Annotated in this window: 10 protein-coding genes and 2 pseudogenes; 4 read left to right on the top strand and 8 right to left on the bottom strand. The window is 63.2% G+C overall.

The window, feature by feature from the left end; genetic code table 11:
- Positions 1–212 precede the first annotated feature (212 nt).
- Genes JQ845_RS08410 through JQ845_RS08400 form a run of 3 tightly spaced genes read left to right on the top strand, consistent with a single transcriptional unit; the run spans position 213 to position 5,986 of the window.
- On the top strand, positions 213–3,434 hold the full coding sequence (locus JQ845_RS08410) for an efflux RND transporter permease subunit (protein WP_203008868.1): 3,222 nt from the start codon (positions 213–215) through the stop codon (positions 3,432–3,434).
- On the top strand, positions 3,424–4,590 hold the full coding sequence (locus JQ845_RS08405) for an efflux RND transporter periplasmic adaptor subunit (protein ID WP_203008867.1): 1,167 nt from the start codon (positions 3,424–3,426) through the stop codon (positions 4,588–4,590). The genes JQ845_RS08410 and JQ845_RS08405 overlap by 11 nt, the downstream gene beginning before the upstream one ends.
- Positions 4,574–5,986 (top strand): efflux transporter outer membrane subunit, encoded by a 1,413-nt coding sequence (locus JQ845_RS08400; RefSeq protein WP_160627214.1) that lies wholly within the window; start codon positions 4,574–4,576, stop codon positions 5,984–5,986. The genes JQ845_RS08405 and JQ845_RS08400 overlap by 17 nt, the downstream gene beginning before the upstream one ends.
- Positions 5,987–6,044: 58 nt before the next feature.
- On the opposite strand, the gene JQ845_RS08395 is transcribed toward JQ845_RS08400, so the two are convergent.
- The 7 genes and pseudogenes from JQ845_RS08395 to JQ845_RS08370 form a co-directional block, all read right to left on the bottom strand.
- On the bottom strand, positions 6,045–7,253 hold the full coding sequence (locus tag JQ845_RS08395) for an acyl-CoA dehydrogenase family protein (protein WP_127196730.1): 1,209 nt from the start codon (positions 7,251–7,253) through the stop codon (positions 6,045–6,047).
- 24 nt (positions 7,254–7,277) lie between these two features.
- Complete coding sequence (locus JQ845_RS08390) at positions 7,278–8,990, bottom strand: dipeptide ABC transporter ATP-binding protein (RefSeq protein ID WP_127196731.1); 1,713 nt, start codon at positions 8,988–8,990, stop codon at positions 7,278–7,280.
- Positions 8,987–9,850, bottom strand: coding sequence for an ABC transporter permease (locus JQ845_RS08385; RefSeq protein ID WP_003447523.1), 864 nt, complete (start codon positions 9,848–9,850; stop codon positions 8,987–8,989). The genes JQ845_RS08390 and JQ845_RS08385 overlap by 4 nt, the downstream gene beginning before the upstream one ends.
- Positions 9,847–10,413: pseudogene (locus tag JQ845_RS23250) on the bottom strand (ABC transporter permease); the annotation flags it as partial. The pseudogene JQ845_RS23250 and the gene JQ845_RS08385, both read right to left, overlap by 4 nt.
- Positions 10,414–10,554: 141 nt before the next feature.
- Positions 10,555–10,827, bottom strand: a pseudogene (locus tag JQ845_RS23245) (ABC transporter permease); the annotation flags it as partial.
- A 13-nt stretch (positions 10,828–10,840) separates the two neighbouring features.
- Complete coding sequence (locus tag JQ845_RS08375; RefSeq protein WP_203008866.1) at positions 10,841–12,526, bottom strand: ABC transporter substrate-binding protein; 1,686 nt, start codon at positions 12,524–12,526, stop codon at positions 10,841–10,843.
- 281 nt (positions 12,527–12,807) lie between these two features.
- On the bottom strand, positions 12,808–13,860 hold the full coding sequence (locus JQ845_RS08370) for an NADP(H)-dependent aldo-keto reductase (protein WP_203008865.1): 1,053 nt from the start codon (positions 13,858–13,860) through the stop codon (positions 12,808–12,810).
- A gap of 689 nt (positions 13,861–14,549) precedes the next feature.
- On the opposite strand from JQ845_RS08370, the gene JQ845_RS08365 reads away from it, so the two are divergent.
- Positions 14,550–15,329 (top strand): IclR family transcriptional regulator, encoded by a 780-nt coding sequence (locus tag JQ845_RS08365; protein WP_003447517.1) that lies wholly within the window; start codon positions 14,550–14,552, stop codon positions 15,327–15,329.
- Between the two features lie 180 nt (positions 15,330–15,509).
- Here JQ845_RS08365 and JQ845_RS08360 read toward each other — a convergent pair whose 3' ends face one another.
- On the bottom strand, positions 15,510–16,706 hold the full coding sequence (locus JQ845_RS08360; RefSeq protein WP_010656113.1) for an MFS transporter: 1,197 nt from the start codon (positions 16,704–16,706) through the stop codon (positions 15,510–15,512).
- Positions 16,707–16,789 lie beyond the last annotated feature (83 nt).

Below are 16,789 nucleotides of genomic sequence, written 5' to 3'. Positions count from 1 at the left end.
AGTACGCCTCGCACAAAGTTGAAAAGGGACGACAGGCTGACCCGTCGAACAGGCCTCAAGCTTGCGACTCAGCGTGTGTTGCGCCAAATGAATGAAAGTGAAGGGATTTTCAGCTCTTTCCTAAAGGATCCTTCACCTCGCTGAAAGCGGATCGTTAAGATCCGGCGGTAAGACTGCCGAGGTTTGCAATTCCACTCCTCGGAGGTTCAGGCATGCTCGGGCTGGTAAAGACCGCACTGCACAAGCCCTACACGTTTATCGTGCTGGCGATTTTCATCTGCATCATCGGGCCGCTGGCAGCTCTGCGCACGCCCACTGATGTATTTCCCGACATTGGTATTCCGGTGGTCGCCGTCGTCTGGCAATACACCGGCCTGGCTCCGGCAGATATGGCCGGCCGGGTGATTTACACCTACGAGCGCTCGCTCAGTACCACGGTCAACGACATCGAACACATCGAGTCGCAGTCTTTGCCCGGCATGGGCATCGTGAAGATTTTCTTCCAGCCCGGCGTCGATATCCGCACCGCCAATGCCCAGGTGACCGCGGTATCACAAACCGTACTCAAACAGATGCCGCCGGGGATCACCCCGCCGCTGATTCTGAACTACAGCGCCTCCACGGTACCGATCCTGCAATTGGCGTTTTCCAGCCCCACGCTCTCGGAAGCCAAAATCCGCGATCTGGTGCAGAACAACATCCGCCTGCCCCTGAGCTCACTGCCCGGTCTGGCCATGCCGACCCCCATGGGCGGTAAACAGCGGCAGATCACCCTCGACCTCGACCCCCAGGCTCTGGCAGCCAAGGGCTTGTCGGCCCAGGACGTGGGCAACGCACTGGCGGCGCAGAACCAGATCATCCCGGTGGGCACCGCCAAGCTCGGCACCTATGAATACACGGTGTTGCTCAACAACAGCCCCAAAGCCATCGACGAACTCAATGACTTGCCGATCAAGACCGTCAATGGCGCCCTGATTACCATCGGCCAGGTGGCCCACGTGCGTGACGGTTCGCCGCCACAAACCAACATCGTGCGGGTGGACGGGCAACGGGCAGTACTGATGCCGGCCTTGAAGAACGGCAATATCTCGACCCTGTCGATTGTCGACGGCATCCGCTCGATGCTGCCGCGAATCAACGAAACCTTGCCTCCTTCACTCAAGACATCCCTGCTGGGCGATGCTTCGGTATTCGTCAAACAGTCGGTGGGCAGTGTGGCCCAGGAAGGGATCATCGCCGCCCTGCTCACCAGCGCGATGATTCTGCTGTTCCTCGGCAGCTGGCGCTCGACCCTGATCATTGCCGTGTCGATCCCGCTGGCGGTGCTCTCGGCCATTGCCCTGCTGGCCCTCAGCGGGCAAACCCTGAACGTCATGACCCTCGGGGGGCTGGCGTTGGCGGTGGGGATTCTGGTGGACGATGCCACGGTGACCATCGAGAACATCAACTGGCACCTTGAACAAGGCAAGTCGGTACGTGATGCGATTCTCGATGGCGCCAGGCAGATCGTCGGCCCGGCATTCGTTTCGCTGCTGTGTATCTGCATCGTGTTTGTGCCGATGTTCATGTTGCAGGGGATTGCCGGCTTCCTGTTCCGGCCGATGGCGCTGTCGGTGATTTTCGCCATGGGCTCGTCCTTCATTCTGTCGCGCACCCTGGTGCCAACCCTGGCGATGTTCCTGCTCAAACCCCATGTTGCGGAGCAAGGCCCGGGCCATCACCCCGAAGATGGCTACATCAACCATCACGAGGGCGACCGGCACACCCCACAACATTGCGCAGCGGTGCGGGCGCTGCTGAGTTTTCAGCAAGGGTTCGAACGGCGCTTCTCGGCCGTGCGCGATGGGTACTACGGCGTGCTGGAATTGGCTTTGGCCCATCGCAAAGGCTTTTTGTCCGGTTTCATGGCCTGTGTGCTGGCGTCGTTCGCGTTGCTGCCGAGTCTGGGCCAGGACTTCTTCCCGGCCACCGATGCCGGGGCACTGGCCCTGCATGTGCGCCTGCCGCTGGGTACGCGCATTGAAGAAAGCGCGGCGGCCTTCGACCGGATCGAATCGCGCATTCGTGAAATCATCCCCGCCGACCAGCTGGACACCATCATCGACAACATCGGGATTCCGTTGAGCGGCATCGACATGGCCTACAGCAGCAGCGGCACCATCGGCCCCCAGGATGGCGATATTCAAGTCACCCTCAAAGCCGACCACAGCCCGACCGCCGACTATGTGAAACGCTTGCGTGAAGCCCTGCCCGAGAGTTTCCCCGGCAGCCAGTTTGCCTTTATGCCGGCCGATATCAGCACCCAGATCCTCAACTTCGGTGCTCCGGCTGCGCTAGACGTGAAAATCTCGGGCCGCGACGACGCCGCCAATCGCACCTATGCCCTGGAGCTGCAACGGCGCCTGCAACATGTGCCGGGGATAGCCGATCTGCGGATTCAGCAATCGGTCGGCTACCCGTCCCTGCAAGTCAAGGTTGACCGGCTACGGGCCAATGGCCTGGGGATCACCGAACGTGACGTTACCAACAGCATGGTGGCCACACTGGCGGGCAGTTCCCAGGTGGCACCGACTTTCTGGCTCAACCCGCAGAACGGCGTGTCTTACGGGGTAGTGGCCGCGACCCCGCAATACCGGCTGGACAGCCTGCCCTCGCTGGAAGCCTTGCCGGTCACCGGCAGCAGCGGCCAGTCTCAAATTCTTGGCGGGCTGGCGACCATCACCCGGGGCGAGAGCCCGGCGGTGGTCACCCATTACAACATCGAGCCAACCCTGGATCTGTACGCCAACATTCAGGGCCGCGATTTGGGCTCGGTGGCCGCCGATGTGCAAAAAGTGATTGATGGCGCCTCGGACCTGCGGCCCAAAGGCGCCACCATCACCCTGCACGGCCAGATCGACGCGCTGCATGAAGCCTTCAGCGGTTTGAGCCTGGGCCTGCTGGGGGCGGTGGTGCTGATCTACCTGCTGATCGTGGTCAACTTCCAGTCGTGGCTGGACCCGTTCGTGATCATCACCGCTCTGCCCGCCGCCCTGGCCGGGATCGTCTGGATGCTGTTCCTCAGTGGCACCTCCTTGTCGGTGCCGGCCCTGACCGGGGCCATCCTGTGCATGGGGGTGGCCACTGCCAACTCGATTCTGGTGGTGAGTTTCTGCCGCGAGCGCCTGGCGGAACATGGCGACGCCCTCAAGGCTGCGCTCGAAGCGGGCTACACCCGGTTCCGGCCGGTGTGCATGACTGCCCTGGCAATGATGATCGGCATGCTGCCGCTGGCCCTCTCAGAAGAACAGAACGCCCCGCTGGGCCGCGCTGTGATTGGCGGGCTGATGCTGGCCACTGTTGCCACCTTGTTGTTCGTGCCCGTGGTGTTCAGCCTGGTGCACGGTCGTGAAAAAAATCGCTCTGCAGCTGGAGAAACCACCCATGTCGTCTGATCCAAAACCTTCGCCCAAGCGCTTGATGTACCTGGGTATCGGTGGCCTGACCCTGGCCGCGTTGCTGGTGGCCAATGGTCTGGCGGCCCGCAGCCGCCACGAGCATGAGGTTGCCAACTGGACCGAAGTCGCCGCCCTGCCAGTGGTCAGCGTGTTCCAGCCGCTGCAGAACGCCCATGGCGACACCCTGCGTTTGCCCGCGCATCTGGAAGCCTGGAGCAAGGCCTCGATCCATGCCCGGGTCAGCGGCTACCTGAAAAGCTGGCACAGCGATATTGGCAGCAAGGTCACCGCCGGACAGGTGCTGGCGGTCATTGATAGCCCCGACCTGGATCAGCAACTGGCGCAGACCCGGGCCCACATGCTGCAAGAGCAGGCCAATGCCAGACTGGCTGCCACCACCGCGTCGCGCTGGCAAAACCTGCTGGCCAGCCACTCGGTCTCACGCCAGGAGGCGGACGAGAAAACCTCCAACGCTGCCGCCGCCAGGGCCAGTGCCCAGGCCGCCGAAGCTGACTACGCGCGCCTGTCCAGCCTGGAAGCCTACAAGACCATTCGCGCGCCCTTTGCCGGGACCATCACCGCGCGCCATACCGACATCGGCCAACTGATCAAGGCCGATACCGACAGCGACACCGAGCTGTTCGACATCGCCGATACCCATCAGCTGCGCCTGTACGTGCCGGTGCCACAGAACTACGCCAGCGTGATTCGTCCGGGCATGCCGGTGCAGCTCAGCGTGCCGGAGCATCCGGGGCAGACTTTCAGCGCGAAATTGATCGGCAATTCGGCCGCCATTGATCAGCACTCGGGCACCCTGATGGCACAGTTTGTCGCGCCAAACCCCGGCGATGTGCTGATGCCCGGGGATTACGCCGAGGCGACCCTGGCGATCCCGCCCGACACCCATGGCGTCAGCATTCCGGCCAGTGCCTTGATCTTCCGCGCCCAGGGCACCCAGGTGGCGGTGCTCGACAGCGCCCGGCATGTGCACATGCAAAACATCCATATCGGCCTGGATCTGGGTGACCGGCTGGTGATTGATCAAGGGCTCAAACCTGCCGATACCGTGATCGACAACCCACCAGACGCCCTGCGCGAAGGTGACCCGGTGAAACTTGCCGATGCAGGAGCCGCCCATGCAGCCAAAGCTTAAACGCGGCGCCCTGTTGCTGGCCCTGGCGTTGCAGGGCTGCTCGCTGGCACCGGCCTACAAGCCGCCGCAACTGGACCTGCCACAGCACTATCGCGAACAGAGCAGCGACAACCCGTGGCACAGCGCGCAACCGGCCGATCAACTGTCACCCCAGTGGTGGCGGCTGTATCACGACGAGCGCCTGAATGCACTGCAGCAGCGCCTGCTCAAGACCAACCCGGACCTGGCGGCAGCCCTGGCCCATTACCAGGGTGCCCAGGCCTATGCCAGCCAGCTGCATGCCGGGCTATTGCCGCAAATAACCGCCAGCGGGCAACCGCTGCGCCAGCGCCAGTCGGACAGTCGGCCTCTGCGCGGTTCCGACCAGCCTGCGGTATACAACAGCAATACCACAGGCTTTGCGCTGAATTTCGATCTCGACCTGTGGGGTAAAATCCGCAACCAGGTGGCGGCGGGCGATGCCCGGGCTCAGGCCTCGGCAGATGACCTGGCCGTGGCTCGCCTGAGCTTGCAGCGCCAGCTTGCCAGCCTGTATGTGCAGCTTGACGGGCTGGATGCGCAGCAGCGCATTCTCTCCAGTTCGCTGGATGATTACAGCCAGGCCCTGCAACTGACCCGCGCCCGCTATCAGGGGCAGATTTCATCCGAGCTTGACCTGACCCGCGCCCAGAGCCAGCTGGCCGAAGCCGAGGCCCAACTGGACGATGTGCGCGGCCAGCGCAACCTCACCGAACACGCCATTGGCGAACTGCTGGGCGAACCGGCCAGCAACTTTGAATTGCCGGCCGGCAAGCAGACCCTGAGCCTCCCGGCGCAACCGGGCGCCTTGCCCAGCACCCTGTTGCAGCGCCGGCCCGATATCGCCGCGGCGGAACGGCGGATGTTTGCCGCCAATGCGCAAATCGGCGTGGCCAAAGCCGCCTGGTACCCTGACTTCAGCCTGACCGGACTACTGGGCGGGCAAACCCAGGGCAGCGGTAATTTACTGGCCGCGAGCAATCGTTTCTGGGCCTTGGGGCCGCTGGTCAACCTGCCGATTTTTGATGGCGGGCGACTGAATGCCGAGGAGCGCCAGGCCAGGTCCGAATTCGAAGAAGCCTCGGCACACTACCGCAGCCAGGTGCTGCATGCGGTGCGCGAGGTCGAAGACAACCTGGCGCAGTTGCGCGACCTGAGGCAGCAAGGTCTGGACCAACAGGCGGCGGCCAATGCCGCCGAGCACACCCGGGCGCTGGCCACCAACAGTTATGAAGCCGGAGCCGTGAGCTACCTGGATGTAGTCACGGCGCAGACCGCGGCGTTGCAGGCCCAGCGCGCGGTACAAGCCCTGCGTACCCGGCAGTTGCAGGCCAGCGTGGGATTGTTGACGGCACTGGGAGGGGGCTGGGCAGGCTGAGCCTGCGCTCGACGACGCAGTCGGCGTAACAGCCCACGGCCCTGCCCACAGACCTTGATCAGAACAACCCGGAGGTCGGGGGTGGGGTGCCTTTGAGTTGCCAGGCCCCCACCGCCGCGGCTTTCCACTGCCGGGGGTTGTGGTTGGCCACAGTGCGGGCATTGCGCCAGTGCCGGTCAAGGTTGTGCGCCCGCCCCGTGGTCGAGGCCCCGCCCACGTCGAATACCAGCTCCGCCGCCTTGAGCGCAGACTCCGCAGCAATATATTGCGCCTGCGCCACGTCCACCGCCGCCCGGTCTACCAACAGCGGATCAAGATCCCCTGCCCACGCCCGGTCTATGGCCTCAGCCGCACGCAGCACCACCGCCTCGGCCGTGAATGCCCGGGCCGAGATGTCCCCCACGCTCAGCTCCACGTAAGGGTCGTCCACCGAACGGTTGGCGCTGCTGTGCTTGATCGGCCGCGCATGCTCATTGGCAAACGCCACCGCATCATTCAAGGCATTGCGCGCAATACCCGCCTGCACCGCCGCCAGGAACAATTGCAAAAATGGCGTGACGATGGTGCGCTTGCCCTCCTCCACGGTCCGGGTGCGAATCTCTTGCGCCAGCACCTGTACGTTGTTCAGGCGGGTAGTACCGCTGGCCGTCAGGCGCTGGCCCATGGAGTCAAAATCGTCCAGCAGCTCAAGCCCCTGACGGTTACGCGGCAAGATGAACGACACCGGCTGATCGTTTTCGTCCAGCGCCACCGCGCTGACCCAGTCGGCATACAACGAACCGGTGCTGTAGTACTTGTTGCCCGTGGCCCGGTAATGCTCGCCGTCACGCACTATCCGGGCGCTGATCGAGCCGTTGGCGCCACCGACTTCCCAGCCCGCATTGCCGATCACCGCGCCCTGCAGGTAGCGCTCGAACCAGCGTTCGCGCTCGCCTTCGGCATCATCCGCCCGGGACGCCAGCAACCCTTCGACAAAGCCGAAGCCGGGACGCAATGCCTGGGCAACGTTGGAGTCCACCGCCGCGATACGGATCAATAAACCGATGACCTCTTTCACCGAGCCGCCACTGCCGCCATAGCGGACCGGAATTCTGGCGCTAAAAAAGCCGGCTTTGGCAATCTGCGCCACCGCCTCAAACGGCAGCAGCCGGTCGCGTTCGCGCAACGCCGCGCCCTGGCCGATCTCCGGCAACAGGCGATCGGCACGGGCATTGAGTTCTGCCACCGTAGCAACGGGACGTTCGGTTACAGCAAACAGCTTACTCATGGCAATTCCTTGGGTTGATGACGCTTAAATGGCGATTTTCCAAAGCTGTGATTCATCAAACAGCCACGCGCTGTTCTCTGCTTCCAGCGGCGGCACCACCAGTTGCACCTGGGCACCGGGCAGACGCGGTACGGCCCCCAGCAGGCGACGGGTATATTCATGCTGCGGGTTGTCAAACAGCGCCTCGACTGGGGCGCTTTCCACGACCTTGCCGTGACGCATCACCAGCACTTCGTCGCTGACATGGCGGATCACCCCCAGGTCGTGGGAGATAAACAGATACGCCAGCCCCAGGCTGGCCTGCAGGTCCGCCAGCAGGTCGAGCACCTGGGCCTGTACCGATACGTCCAGGGCCGATACCGGTTCATCGCAGATGATCACTTTCGGGTTGCTGGCAATGGCCCGGGCGATCGCCACCCGCTGGCGCTGACCACCCGACAATTGCAACGGGCGGCGGGTGGCCAGGTCGGCCGGCAAGCGCACCTGCTCCAGCAACTGGCGGATGCGCACAGCCTGTTGCCCGGCCTCGAACCCTGCTACATCCAGGGCGTCGGCAAGGATCCGCGCAACACTCCAGCGCGGGTCGAACGAGCTGAGGGGGTCCTGATAAATGACGCTGATATCCCGTCGATGCAGGCGCCGCTGTTTTTCCGTGACCCGCTGGCTGCCCGCCGCCGTCCACGGCTGACCGAGAAACTCGACCCGTCCCGCATCCGGTTCCAGCAGCCCCAGCACCATGCGCGCGACAGTGGTCTTGCCCGAGCCGGACTCGCCGACGATGCCCAGAGTACGCCCGGCCCGCAGTTCAAAACTGACGCCATCAACCACTTGCCGCGATTGATGATCGGGGCCGACATAAGCCTTGCCCAGCCCGCTGGCCCTGAGCAGCAACGGCGAGTCAGCCGCCGGACGGGGCTGCCCGCCCACTGCCGGCTGCCCCGGCGACAGGCGCGTACCCCGCGCATGTTCGGCAGGTACCGCATCCAGCAAGGCGCGGGTGTAAGGGTGGCGCGGGTTGCGCAACACCTGCTGCATTGGCCCCTGCTCCACCGTTACGCCGTGGCGCAGCACCAGCACTTCATCCGCCAGCTGCGCCACCACCGCAAGGTCATGGCTGATGATCAGCAACGAGTCGCCGCGGGCCTTGATTTCCTGCAGCACTTCAAGGATCTGCGCCTGCACCGTGGCATCCAGTGCGGTGGTCGGTTCATCGGCGATTACCAGCCCCGGACTCAGCGCCAGCGCACTGGCAATCAGCGCCCGCTGACGCAGGCCACCGGACAGTTGATCGGGACGTTGCCGGGCACGCAACCGGGGCTGCGGCACTCCGACTTTATCCAGCAACTCGATCACCCGCTCGGCGCGGCTGCGACGATCGCCCCAGTTGTGGGCCTTGAGCACTTCAAGGATTTCCTTGCCCACTGGCCGCAAGGGGTCAAGGGACACCAGCGCATCCTGCAGCACGAAACCGATGCCCTTGCCCCGCAGTCGACGCCAGCCGCGCTCGGACAACCCCAGCAGATCCTGCCCGCCATAACTCAGAGTGCGCGCAGTCACCCGCGCACCGGCGCCCGCCAGGCCAATCAGGCTGCGGGCAGTCACGCTCTTGCCGGAACCGGACTCACCGACCAGGGCCAGGGTCTTGCCCGGGGCCAGGGTAAACGACAGGTTGTGCACCACGGTCTGGCCGTCGAATTCGATGGACAGGCCTTCAACGATCAAGTGTTTGTCACTCATGACAGGCGTCCCTCCAGACGTTGTTGCAGATAGCGGCCCGCGACCGTGGTCGAGAGCGTGGTCAGTACGATGAACAGCCCGGGGAAGAAGGTCAGCCACCAGGCATTGGCAACAAAGTCACGCCCCATCGACAGCATGGTCCCCCACTCCGGCGCGGGCGGCGGCGCGCCCAGCCCCAGAAAGCTCAGGGCCGAGGCCCAGACAATGGCCTGACCGACGCCCATGGTCAGGGTCACGATCAGTGGGCGCATGGCATTGGGCAACAGCTGGCGCAGGATGATCCGCCGTGTCGGATGCCCCAGGGCCACGGCGGCTTCGATGTAGCCGGCGTTACGCACCGCCAGTACTTGACCGCGCACCATGCGCGCATAGCCCGGTGCCCCGCCCAGCCCGGTGGCGACGATCAACGGGCCGACGCCACTGCCAAAGATCGCCACGAACAGCAGCGCCAGCACCAGACTGGGGAAGGCAAACAGAATCTCCAGCAGCCAGCCGACACCGCGATCCAGATAGGCGCCGCCCAGGCCACCCAGCAAACCCAGGACAATCGCAATGCCCATGGCCAGTGCCGTGGCGGCCAGGCCGATGAACAAGGACTGGCGGGTGCCGTAGATAACCCGCGAGAAAATATCCCGCCCCGATTGATCGGTGCCGAACCAGTGCGCCCAGCCCGGCGGGTGAAAGGCATCGTGGGGAACAATCGCCAATGGATCGCTGTGGGCAAACAGTTGCGGCGCCAGCGCCGCGATGATCAGAAAGGCCAGGAAGGTTACGGCCAGCAAGGGGCCGGGACGCAGCCGGGACGCTGTGCGCTGAACCCGGACAGCGGGCAGCGTGGTTTCGAAAGTCAGTTCACTCATGCTGTTTTCCCCTGTTGCCGGGGATCGATCCACAGGTACAGCAGATCGATCACAATGTTGGCCAGCACATAGACGGCGGCCACCGCCAGACTGATGCCGATGGTCAGCGGCAAGTCCTGCGCCTGCACTGCCTGGTACAACTGGCGGCCCAGGCCCTTGCGCGAAAAGATCACTTCAATCACCACCGCGCCGCTGATCAGCGCGCCGATGGCCCAGCCAGACAATGAAATACCGGGCAACACCGCATGGCGCAGGGCGTGCTTGAAGCGCACGGCGGTGTCGCTCAGACCCCGGGTGCGGGCAGTCAGGACAAAGGGTTGTTCCAGTGTCAGTTCAAGGGATTCACGGGTGACCTGGGCGATAAAACCGGCCAGCGGAATGGCCAGTGCCACCGCCGGCAATACCAGGGTGCGCCAGCCATCGCTACCGGCCGGGGGGAACCAGCGCAGGCCGAAGGCGAACACCGCCAGCAGCAAAATACCCAGCCAGAAGTGCGGCAAGGCAGCGGCCAGGGTTTCGGCCAGCGAGGCCAGGCTGGACACCCAGCGGCCACGGCCGGCGGTGAGCACGGTCAGCGCCAGGACCAGCAGCCAGGCCAGCGCCAGAGCACTGAAGGTAAGCTGCAAGGTCGCCCAGGACTGCTCGGCGAGCACCTGCGTGACCGGTAAGTGCTGGGAGTAGGACATTCCCAGGTCGCCTTGCAACAGACGCCCCAGGTACAGCGCATATTGAACCGCCAACGGCTTGTCCAGACCAAACTCACGGGTGGCTTGAGCAATGGTCTCTGCGGTCGGGTTGCCACTGGCGCCGCCAAGAATGGCCAGCACCGGATCACCCGGCATCAGGTGCAAGGCGAAGAAGGTCAGGGTCGCGACGGCCCACAGCACCAGCACCCCGCCTGCCAGACGCCATGTCGCGCGACGGGCCAGCCGGGCCAGACGTTCGTGCCGCGCATTGGAGTATGTGATTGCGCTCATTGGTTTACCCCTCTCATTTGTTCACCCAGGCGTCATACAGGTAAGTCACCGCCAGCGAAGGCTCCAGACGCACGCCCTGGGTGGTCTTGTAGATCCCAAGACGCGAGCTTTGCGGGTAGGTGGTCAGTTGCAGGTATTGCTGCGAAGCAATCTGCTGGGTCTGGTAGTACAGGGCTCGACGCTGCTCGGGGTCCTGGGTGGCCAGGGCTTGCTGGTTGATTGCGTCAAACTGCGGGCTGGAGAACCCTGCGGTGTTCTGGTGGTAGCCACCGACGCCTGCCGGCTGCACGAACTCCGAGCCGAACACAATGCGCAGCACGTCTGCGCTGTTGGTGTTCCAGTAGCCCACCCGGATGTCGTAGTCCCAGTCGGCCTGACGCTGGGTCGCCTGGACATCGCTCATCTGCTCCACCAGCAACTCGAACCCGGCCTTGCGTGTGGTGGCCTGGACCTGCTCCCACAGCGTCAGTTCCGAGGGTGGCGTGCGGTTGCCAATCACCACATGCACCTGCAGGCGCTTGCCGTCACGGGTGCGATAACCCTCGGCGTCGCGCCCGGTCCAGCCACTTTCATCCAGCAGCTGCGCGGCCCGGCCCTGATCGTAATCCTGGGCATGTTCGAAGTCCGGACTGTAAAAGCGCGTGGCCGAACTCAGCGCGCCACCGGCCCGGGGGAATTCATTGAAGTACACGCTTTTCAGCGCGCCCTCGACATCGGCGCTGCGCACAAAGGCTTCACGCACCTTCAGGTTATCGAAGGGTGCGCGGGTGATATTCAGCGTGCCGTTGGTGGGGTTGCCCGGACGCAGGGCGACCAGCATGGTCAGGTCCGGATTGCGCCGCGCCGCCTCGTGGGACTCGGGCGGCAGCGCCTCGATCACGTCGACCTCGCCTGCCTGCAACGAGGCAAAACGCACCGATGGCTCCTGGATGAACTTCCACACAATGCGCTCCAGCCATGCCGGGCCCTGATGCCTGGCGGTGGGTGGCGCCCAGTTGTAATCCGGGTTGCGTACCAGTTCGACCTGGCTCTGGCGGTCCCATTTGACGATCTTGAACGGGCCGCTGCCCACCGGGCTTTCACAGTTCTGGTCACGGGAGCGCAGCAATGCCGTCGGCGATTCAATGCCCAGAAAGCCTTGGGCCAGCACCTCCAGAAACGCGGCATAAGGTGTGGCCAGATGCACCACTGCCGTGTAGTCATCGAGCACCTCGGTGCTGCGGTACTGGCGGATATAACCACCGGCGGTACTGGACTGGGTTTTCGGATTGGCCATGTGGTCCAGGTTGGCCTTGACCGCTGCCGCGTTGAACGGCGTGCCGTCGGTGAAGTGCACGTCATTGCGCAGATGGAAGGTGTACACCAGGCCGTCGGCCGACACCTCCCAGCCCTTGGCCAGCCACGGACCTATTTGCCCCTGCTCGTCCATCGATACCAGCGAGTCGAGATACTGCTGGCCGATAAACACCTGAGGCATGTCCCCGCTGACATGGGGGTCCAGGCAAGTGGGTTCGCGGTCAGTGGCGTACACCAGCGTGCCGCCGCTGACCGGCTTGTCACTGCGCGCGACCGTGGAGGTATCCGGGCCGCAGCCGACCAGCAGACTGCACAGTGCAGCAAAACCGATGAGGGGTGTGCGTTTGAGCAGCGACCTGGATCGTCTGCCTTGAGATCGCAGATGGGGTGAGCGTTCGAGCATGGGGCTTACTGCCTAAAGTCCGGGAACAGGGCTATTGCACAAGGCATGCCGGGTTTTTCGGCCAGTAAACAGGGGTAATGGGCGGGGGGATGCGGGGTAAAAACCAACACTGTGTGCGGTCACTGTTGGTGGGCCAACAGTTGCCGGACGTCAGCTGCGGCAACGGCCAGGAAAAGCCTATATCTCTTGTGCAGTCGCTGACGACCCACGAGGCTGCGATAAGGGCCGCAGGCCCGTCATCCATGGGGCCTGCGGCGCTGTCCATCGCAGGTGCCGTACTCCTAAGGCGCCGGGTTGGGTGTGCGCTGATGGACGGCCTCGATCTGGGCCAGGATTTCTGGATCGAGGGTCAGGTGCAGCGCGCCGAGGTTTTCGCGCAACTGGGCCAGGCTGGTCTGGCCGGTCAGTGCACTGGCCACAAAAGGTTTGTTGATGACGTAAGCCAGGGCCAGTTGCGCCGGGCTCAGGTTGTGTTGTCTGGCGATCTCAAGGTAGCCATTGACGGCCTGGTCCACCGCCGGGCCGTCATAGCGGTTGAAGGTGCGGTACACCGCTGCCAGGCGCGAGCCCTCGGGACGCGCACCGCCCAGGTATTTGCCGGTCAGCGAACCGAAGGCCAGGGGCGAATACGCCAGCAGCCCTACGCCTTCGCGATGGCTGAACTCCGAGAGCCCGCCCTCATACAGGCGGCTGAGCAAGCTGTAGGGGTTTTGCACGCTGACAATGCGCGGCAAGCCCAGACGCTCGCTCTGCTTGATGAACTCGGCCACACCCCAGGGGGTTTCATTGGACACGCCAATGTGGCGGATCTTGCCGGCCTTGACCTGCTCGGCCAGCACCGACAGGGTTTCTTCAATGGCCACGCTCTGGTTGTCTTCGGCATAGGGGTATTCACGCTGGCCGAAAAAATTGGTCGCCCGGTCCGGCCAGTGCAGTTGATAGAGGTCCAGATAGTCGGTGTTCAGACGCTTGAGACTGCCGTCCAGCGCTTCGACAATATTGCGCCGGTCGTGCCGGGTCAGGCCGTCACGAATGTGCAACTGCCCGCCGGGTTCACGGGCCGGGCCGGCAATTTTACTCGCCAGGACCACATCGTCGCGACGGCCGCTGCGGGCCAGCCAGCTGCCGATGTAGCGTTCAGTGGTGCGCCAGGTATCGGCATGGGTCGGGGTGGGATACATCTCGGCGGTGTCGATCAGATTGACGCCTTCAGCCAGCGCCAGCTCGATCTGCTGGTGGGCATCGCTTTCGCTGTTTTGATGGCCCCAGGTCATGGTCCCAAGCCCGATGACGCTGACCTTGATGTCACTTCTGCCCAGTTGGCGATAACGCATGGGTAATCCTTTGATTGAGGTTTAAAACGCAGGCGGATCCTTGCAGCTAGCATGCCACGTAGCACAAGCCCGTGTCCCCGGGCCCAATGAACGCCCAGGATGGTTGAAGGCCGGACAGATAGCTTTTTAAACATCAACAGCTCGCGAGCAAGCTCGCTCCTACGGAGGAGCGGCGGGATATTCAGGACAACTGCTACCACCCTGTGGGAGCTGGCTTGCCAGCGATGGCGGTGGGTCGGTCTATGCATCCGGCAATGACATTGCGCCATCGCGAGGCAAGCTCGCTCCTACGGTGGGATGGGTGGGATGCAACCGCTACCACACTGTGGGAGCTGGCTTGCCAGCGATGGCGGGGAGTCAGTCAATGCATCCGGCAATGACATTGCGCCATCGCGAGGCAAGCTCGCTCCTACAGTGGAGCGGGCGGGATATTCAGGACAACCGCTACCACCCTGTGGGAGCTGGCTTGCCAGCGATGGCGGTGAGTCAGTCTATGCATCCGGCGCTGACATTGCTCTATCGCGAGGCCAGCTCGCTCCTACGGTGGGTAACCCGCCAGCATTGAAGTCACCCCGACCATACAGGCCAGCAACGAAACTCCTGTCACCGTGGCAACCGCCAGCACCCCGGGGGCTGTCACCGGGGTGCCATTGAGCAGCTGACGATGGCGCCACGCGCCATACACCAACGTGGCGGATGAGTTCGCGGATGACCGGCAATTTGCCGCGACCCTGGCCCGCGGCCTGGAGATCCTGCATTGCTTTACCCCGCGGGACACGCAACTGGGCAATGCCGAACTGGCGTCACGCACCGGTATGGCGAAAGCGACAATCTCGCGTTTCACCTACACCCTGGTGCGCCTGGGCTATTTGCGGATCAATCGGCTGAACAATAAATACCAGTTGGGTTCGGCTGTTTTATCCCTGGGCTATCCGTTGCTCGCCAGCCTCAACATCCGGCAAATCGCCCGGCCTTTCATGAAAGAGATGGCCGATCATATTCGCGGTTCGGTTTCCCTTGGCATGCGTGACCGGCTCAGCGTGGTGTATCTGGAGAGCAGCCGCAGTGCGGCGCCCATGAGCCATCCACCGGATGTTGGCTTGAGCTATCCGATTGTGCGCACGGCCATGGGGCGGGCATTGATTGCTGCCTCTTCACGGGAAGAGCGCACGGCATTGCTCAACGAAATCAAAGTCAAAACCCCTGACGACTGGAAGATGTTCCAGACCCGCATCGAAGAGAGTGTGCAGGAATATAACCAGCGCGGATTTTGCGTGTCCTATGGTGATCTGCGGCGTGAGATCCATGCGGTTGCGGTGCCGATGCGGCCCATGCCGGATGGCGAAATCCTGGTATTCAACTGCGGGGTTTCGGCCTTTATGTTGAATGAGGGGCAACTTAAAAACGATATCGGGCCAAGGCTGGTATCGATGGTGCGCAGCATCGAGGGCATGCTGGGGATTTACTGATCGGGGCTTGAGGTCGCTGACCAGGCACCAGGCGGCGATGGACTGTGCAGCAGGCCCCGCAGCTGAGGGCCCTGGGGCCCTTATCACAGCCTGGTTCCTGGTCAGCGACTACACAATCCGCGCATTTTGTAGCCGTTGGCGCAGGCTGCGTCCGGTCACGCAGCGATTATCATCGGGGGGCTACGATAAGTCTGGCAATTGCCGCTGACCTTCGGGAAAGCCGTGGTTACGGGCACTGAATACAATCCACAGTCCCGCCAGCAACAGCACCAGCAATACCCAGGGAAAGATGCCAACCCCGACCTGATCCAGCAACACGCCACCGGTCAGTGCGCCGATCGCAATGGCGCTGTTCCAGACCACCACGTTCAATGACAGCGCAACATCGGCACCCTCGCCTGCAGAGTCCGCCAATGCGGTTTGCAGCAAGGTGGCAGCACCGCCAAACGATAAGCCCCACACCAGCACGCCGGTGTATATCACCGCCACTGATTGAGCAAAAAAACCAAATACCAGCGCGATCGCAGCGAATGTCCCAAGGCTTGCCAGCACCGCTTTGCGCAAGTGCCGATCCACCAGCCTGCCGGTGAGCCAGATCCCCACCAGCGCCGCAAGACCGAATACCAGCAGCACGATATCGACGTCATTGCCCAGACCTGCCGGCGCCACGAAAGGTGCGATGTAGGTGTAGAGAATGTTGTGCGCCAGCATCCAGGTCATCACCACCCCAAGCACGGAGCGCACCCCCGGCGTCAGCAGCACCTGCCGCAGACCGGTGCGCTGCGATGCCGACTGCCCCGGATAATCGGGCACCTTGACCAGAACCCAGACCATCAGCACCAGGGTCAGACCCGACATCAGGCCAAAGGCCGTGCGCCAGCCCACCATTGCCCCCAACCATGTGCCCAAGGGTACGCCGAGCGAGAGCGCGATCGGCGTGCCGACCATGGCCACTGCCATCGCCCGCCCCTGCAGGTGCGGTGCCACCATGCGCCGGGCATACCCCGCCAGCAGGCTCCAGGCCAGACCTGCAGAGGCACCGGCAAAAAAGCGCGCAACCAGGGTCACGCCATAGCTGGAAGACCAGGCGGTAATCGAGTTGAACAGCAAAAAGCCGACAATCGTCAACAGCAGCACATTGCGCCGACGCCAGCCCTGGGTGGCAATGGTCAGCGGGATGGCGGCCAGCAGGGATCCCAGCGCATACACCGTGACCATCTGCCCTGCCAGAGAAGATGAAACCTGCAGACCGCTGCTGATTTGTGCCAGCAAACCCGCTGGCAAGGTCTCGGTCACGATACAAATGAAGCCGGTCATGGCCAGCGCGAGCAGTGCCCCCATGGGTAATCGTTCAGTGTTGTGTTGTGCTGCCGCCATCGCTTGTTCCAGCCTTGTTAGTTATGTATCGATGAGTACATATGTAGTCACGGGAAAGAACAATGGTCAACGACTTTTGTATC

The sequence above is a fragment of the Pseudomonas paraversuta genome (assembly GCF_904063065.1).
In the GTDB taxonomy this organism is placed as follows: domain Bacteria; phylum Pseudomonadota; class Gammaproteobacteria; order Pseudomonadales; family Pseudomonadaceae; genus Aquipseudomonas; species Aquipseudomonas paraversuta.
The sequence above is the reverse complement of the archived record's forward strand: the minus strand, read 5'-3'. Positions and strand labels throughout refer to the sequence as shown.

Bases quoted from the DNA above. Each gene is read 5' to 3' on its own strand.
- JQ845_RS08400 (WP_160627214.1), top strand. From the start codon at position 4,574: ATGCAGCCAAAGCTTAAACGCGGCGCCCTGTTGCTGGCCCTGGCGTTG.
- JQ845_RS08385 (WP_003447523.1), bottom strand. From the start codon at position 9,850: ATGAGTGAACTGACTTTCGAAACCACGCTGCCCGCTGTCCGGGTTCAG.
- JQ845_RS08405 (WP_203008867.1), top strand. From the start codon at position 3,424: ATGTCGTCTGATCCAAAACCTTCGCCCAAGCGCTTGATGTACCTGGGT.
- JQ845_RS08375 (WP_203008866.1), bottom strand. From the start codon at position 12,526: ATGCTCGAACGCTCACCCCATCTGCGATCTCAAGGCAGACGATCCAGG.
- JQ845_RS08395 (WP_127196730.1), bottom strand. From the start codon at position 7,253: ATGAGTAAGCTGTTTGCTGTAACCGAACGTCCCGTTGCTACGGTGGCA.
- JQ845_RS08370 (WP_203008865.1), bottom strand. From the start codon at position 13,860: ATGCGTTATCGCCAACTGGGCAGAAGTGACATCAAGGTCAGCGTCATC.
- JQ845_RS08410 (WP_203008868.1), top strand. From the start codon at position 213: ATGCTCGGGCTGGTAAAGACCGCACTGCACAAGCCCTACACGTTTATC.
- JQ845_RS08390 (WP_127196731.1), bottom strand. From the start codon at position 8,990: ATGAGTGACAAACACTTGATCGTTGAAGGCCTGTCCATCGAATTCGAC.
- JQ845_RS08360 (WP_010656113.1), bottom strand. From the start codon at position 16,706: ATGGCGGCAGCACAACACAACACTGAACGATTACCCATGGGGGCACTG.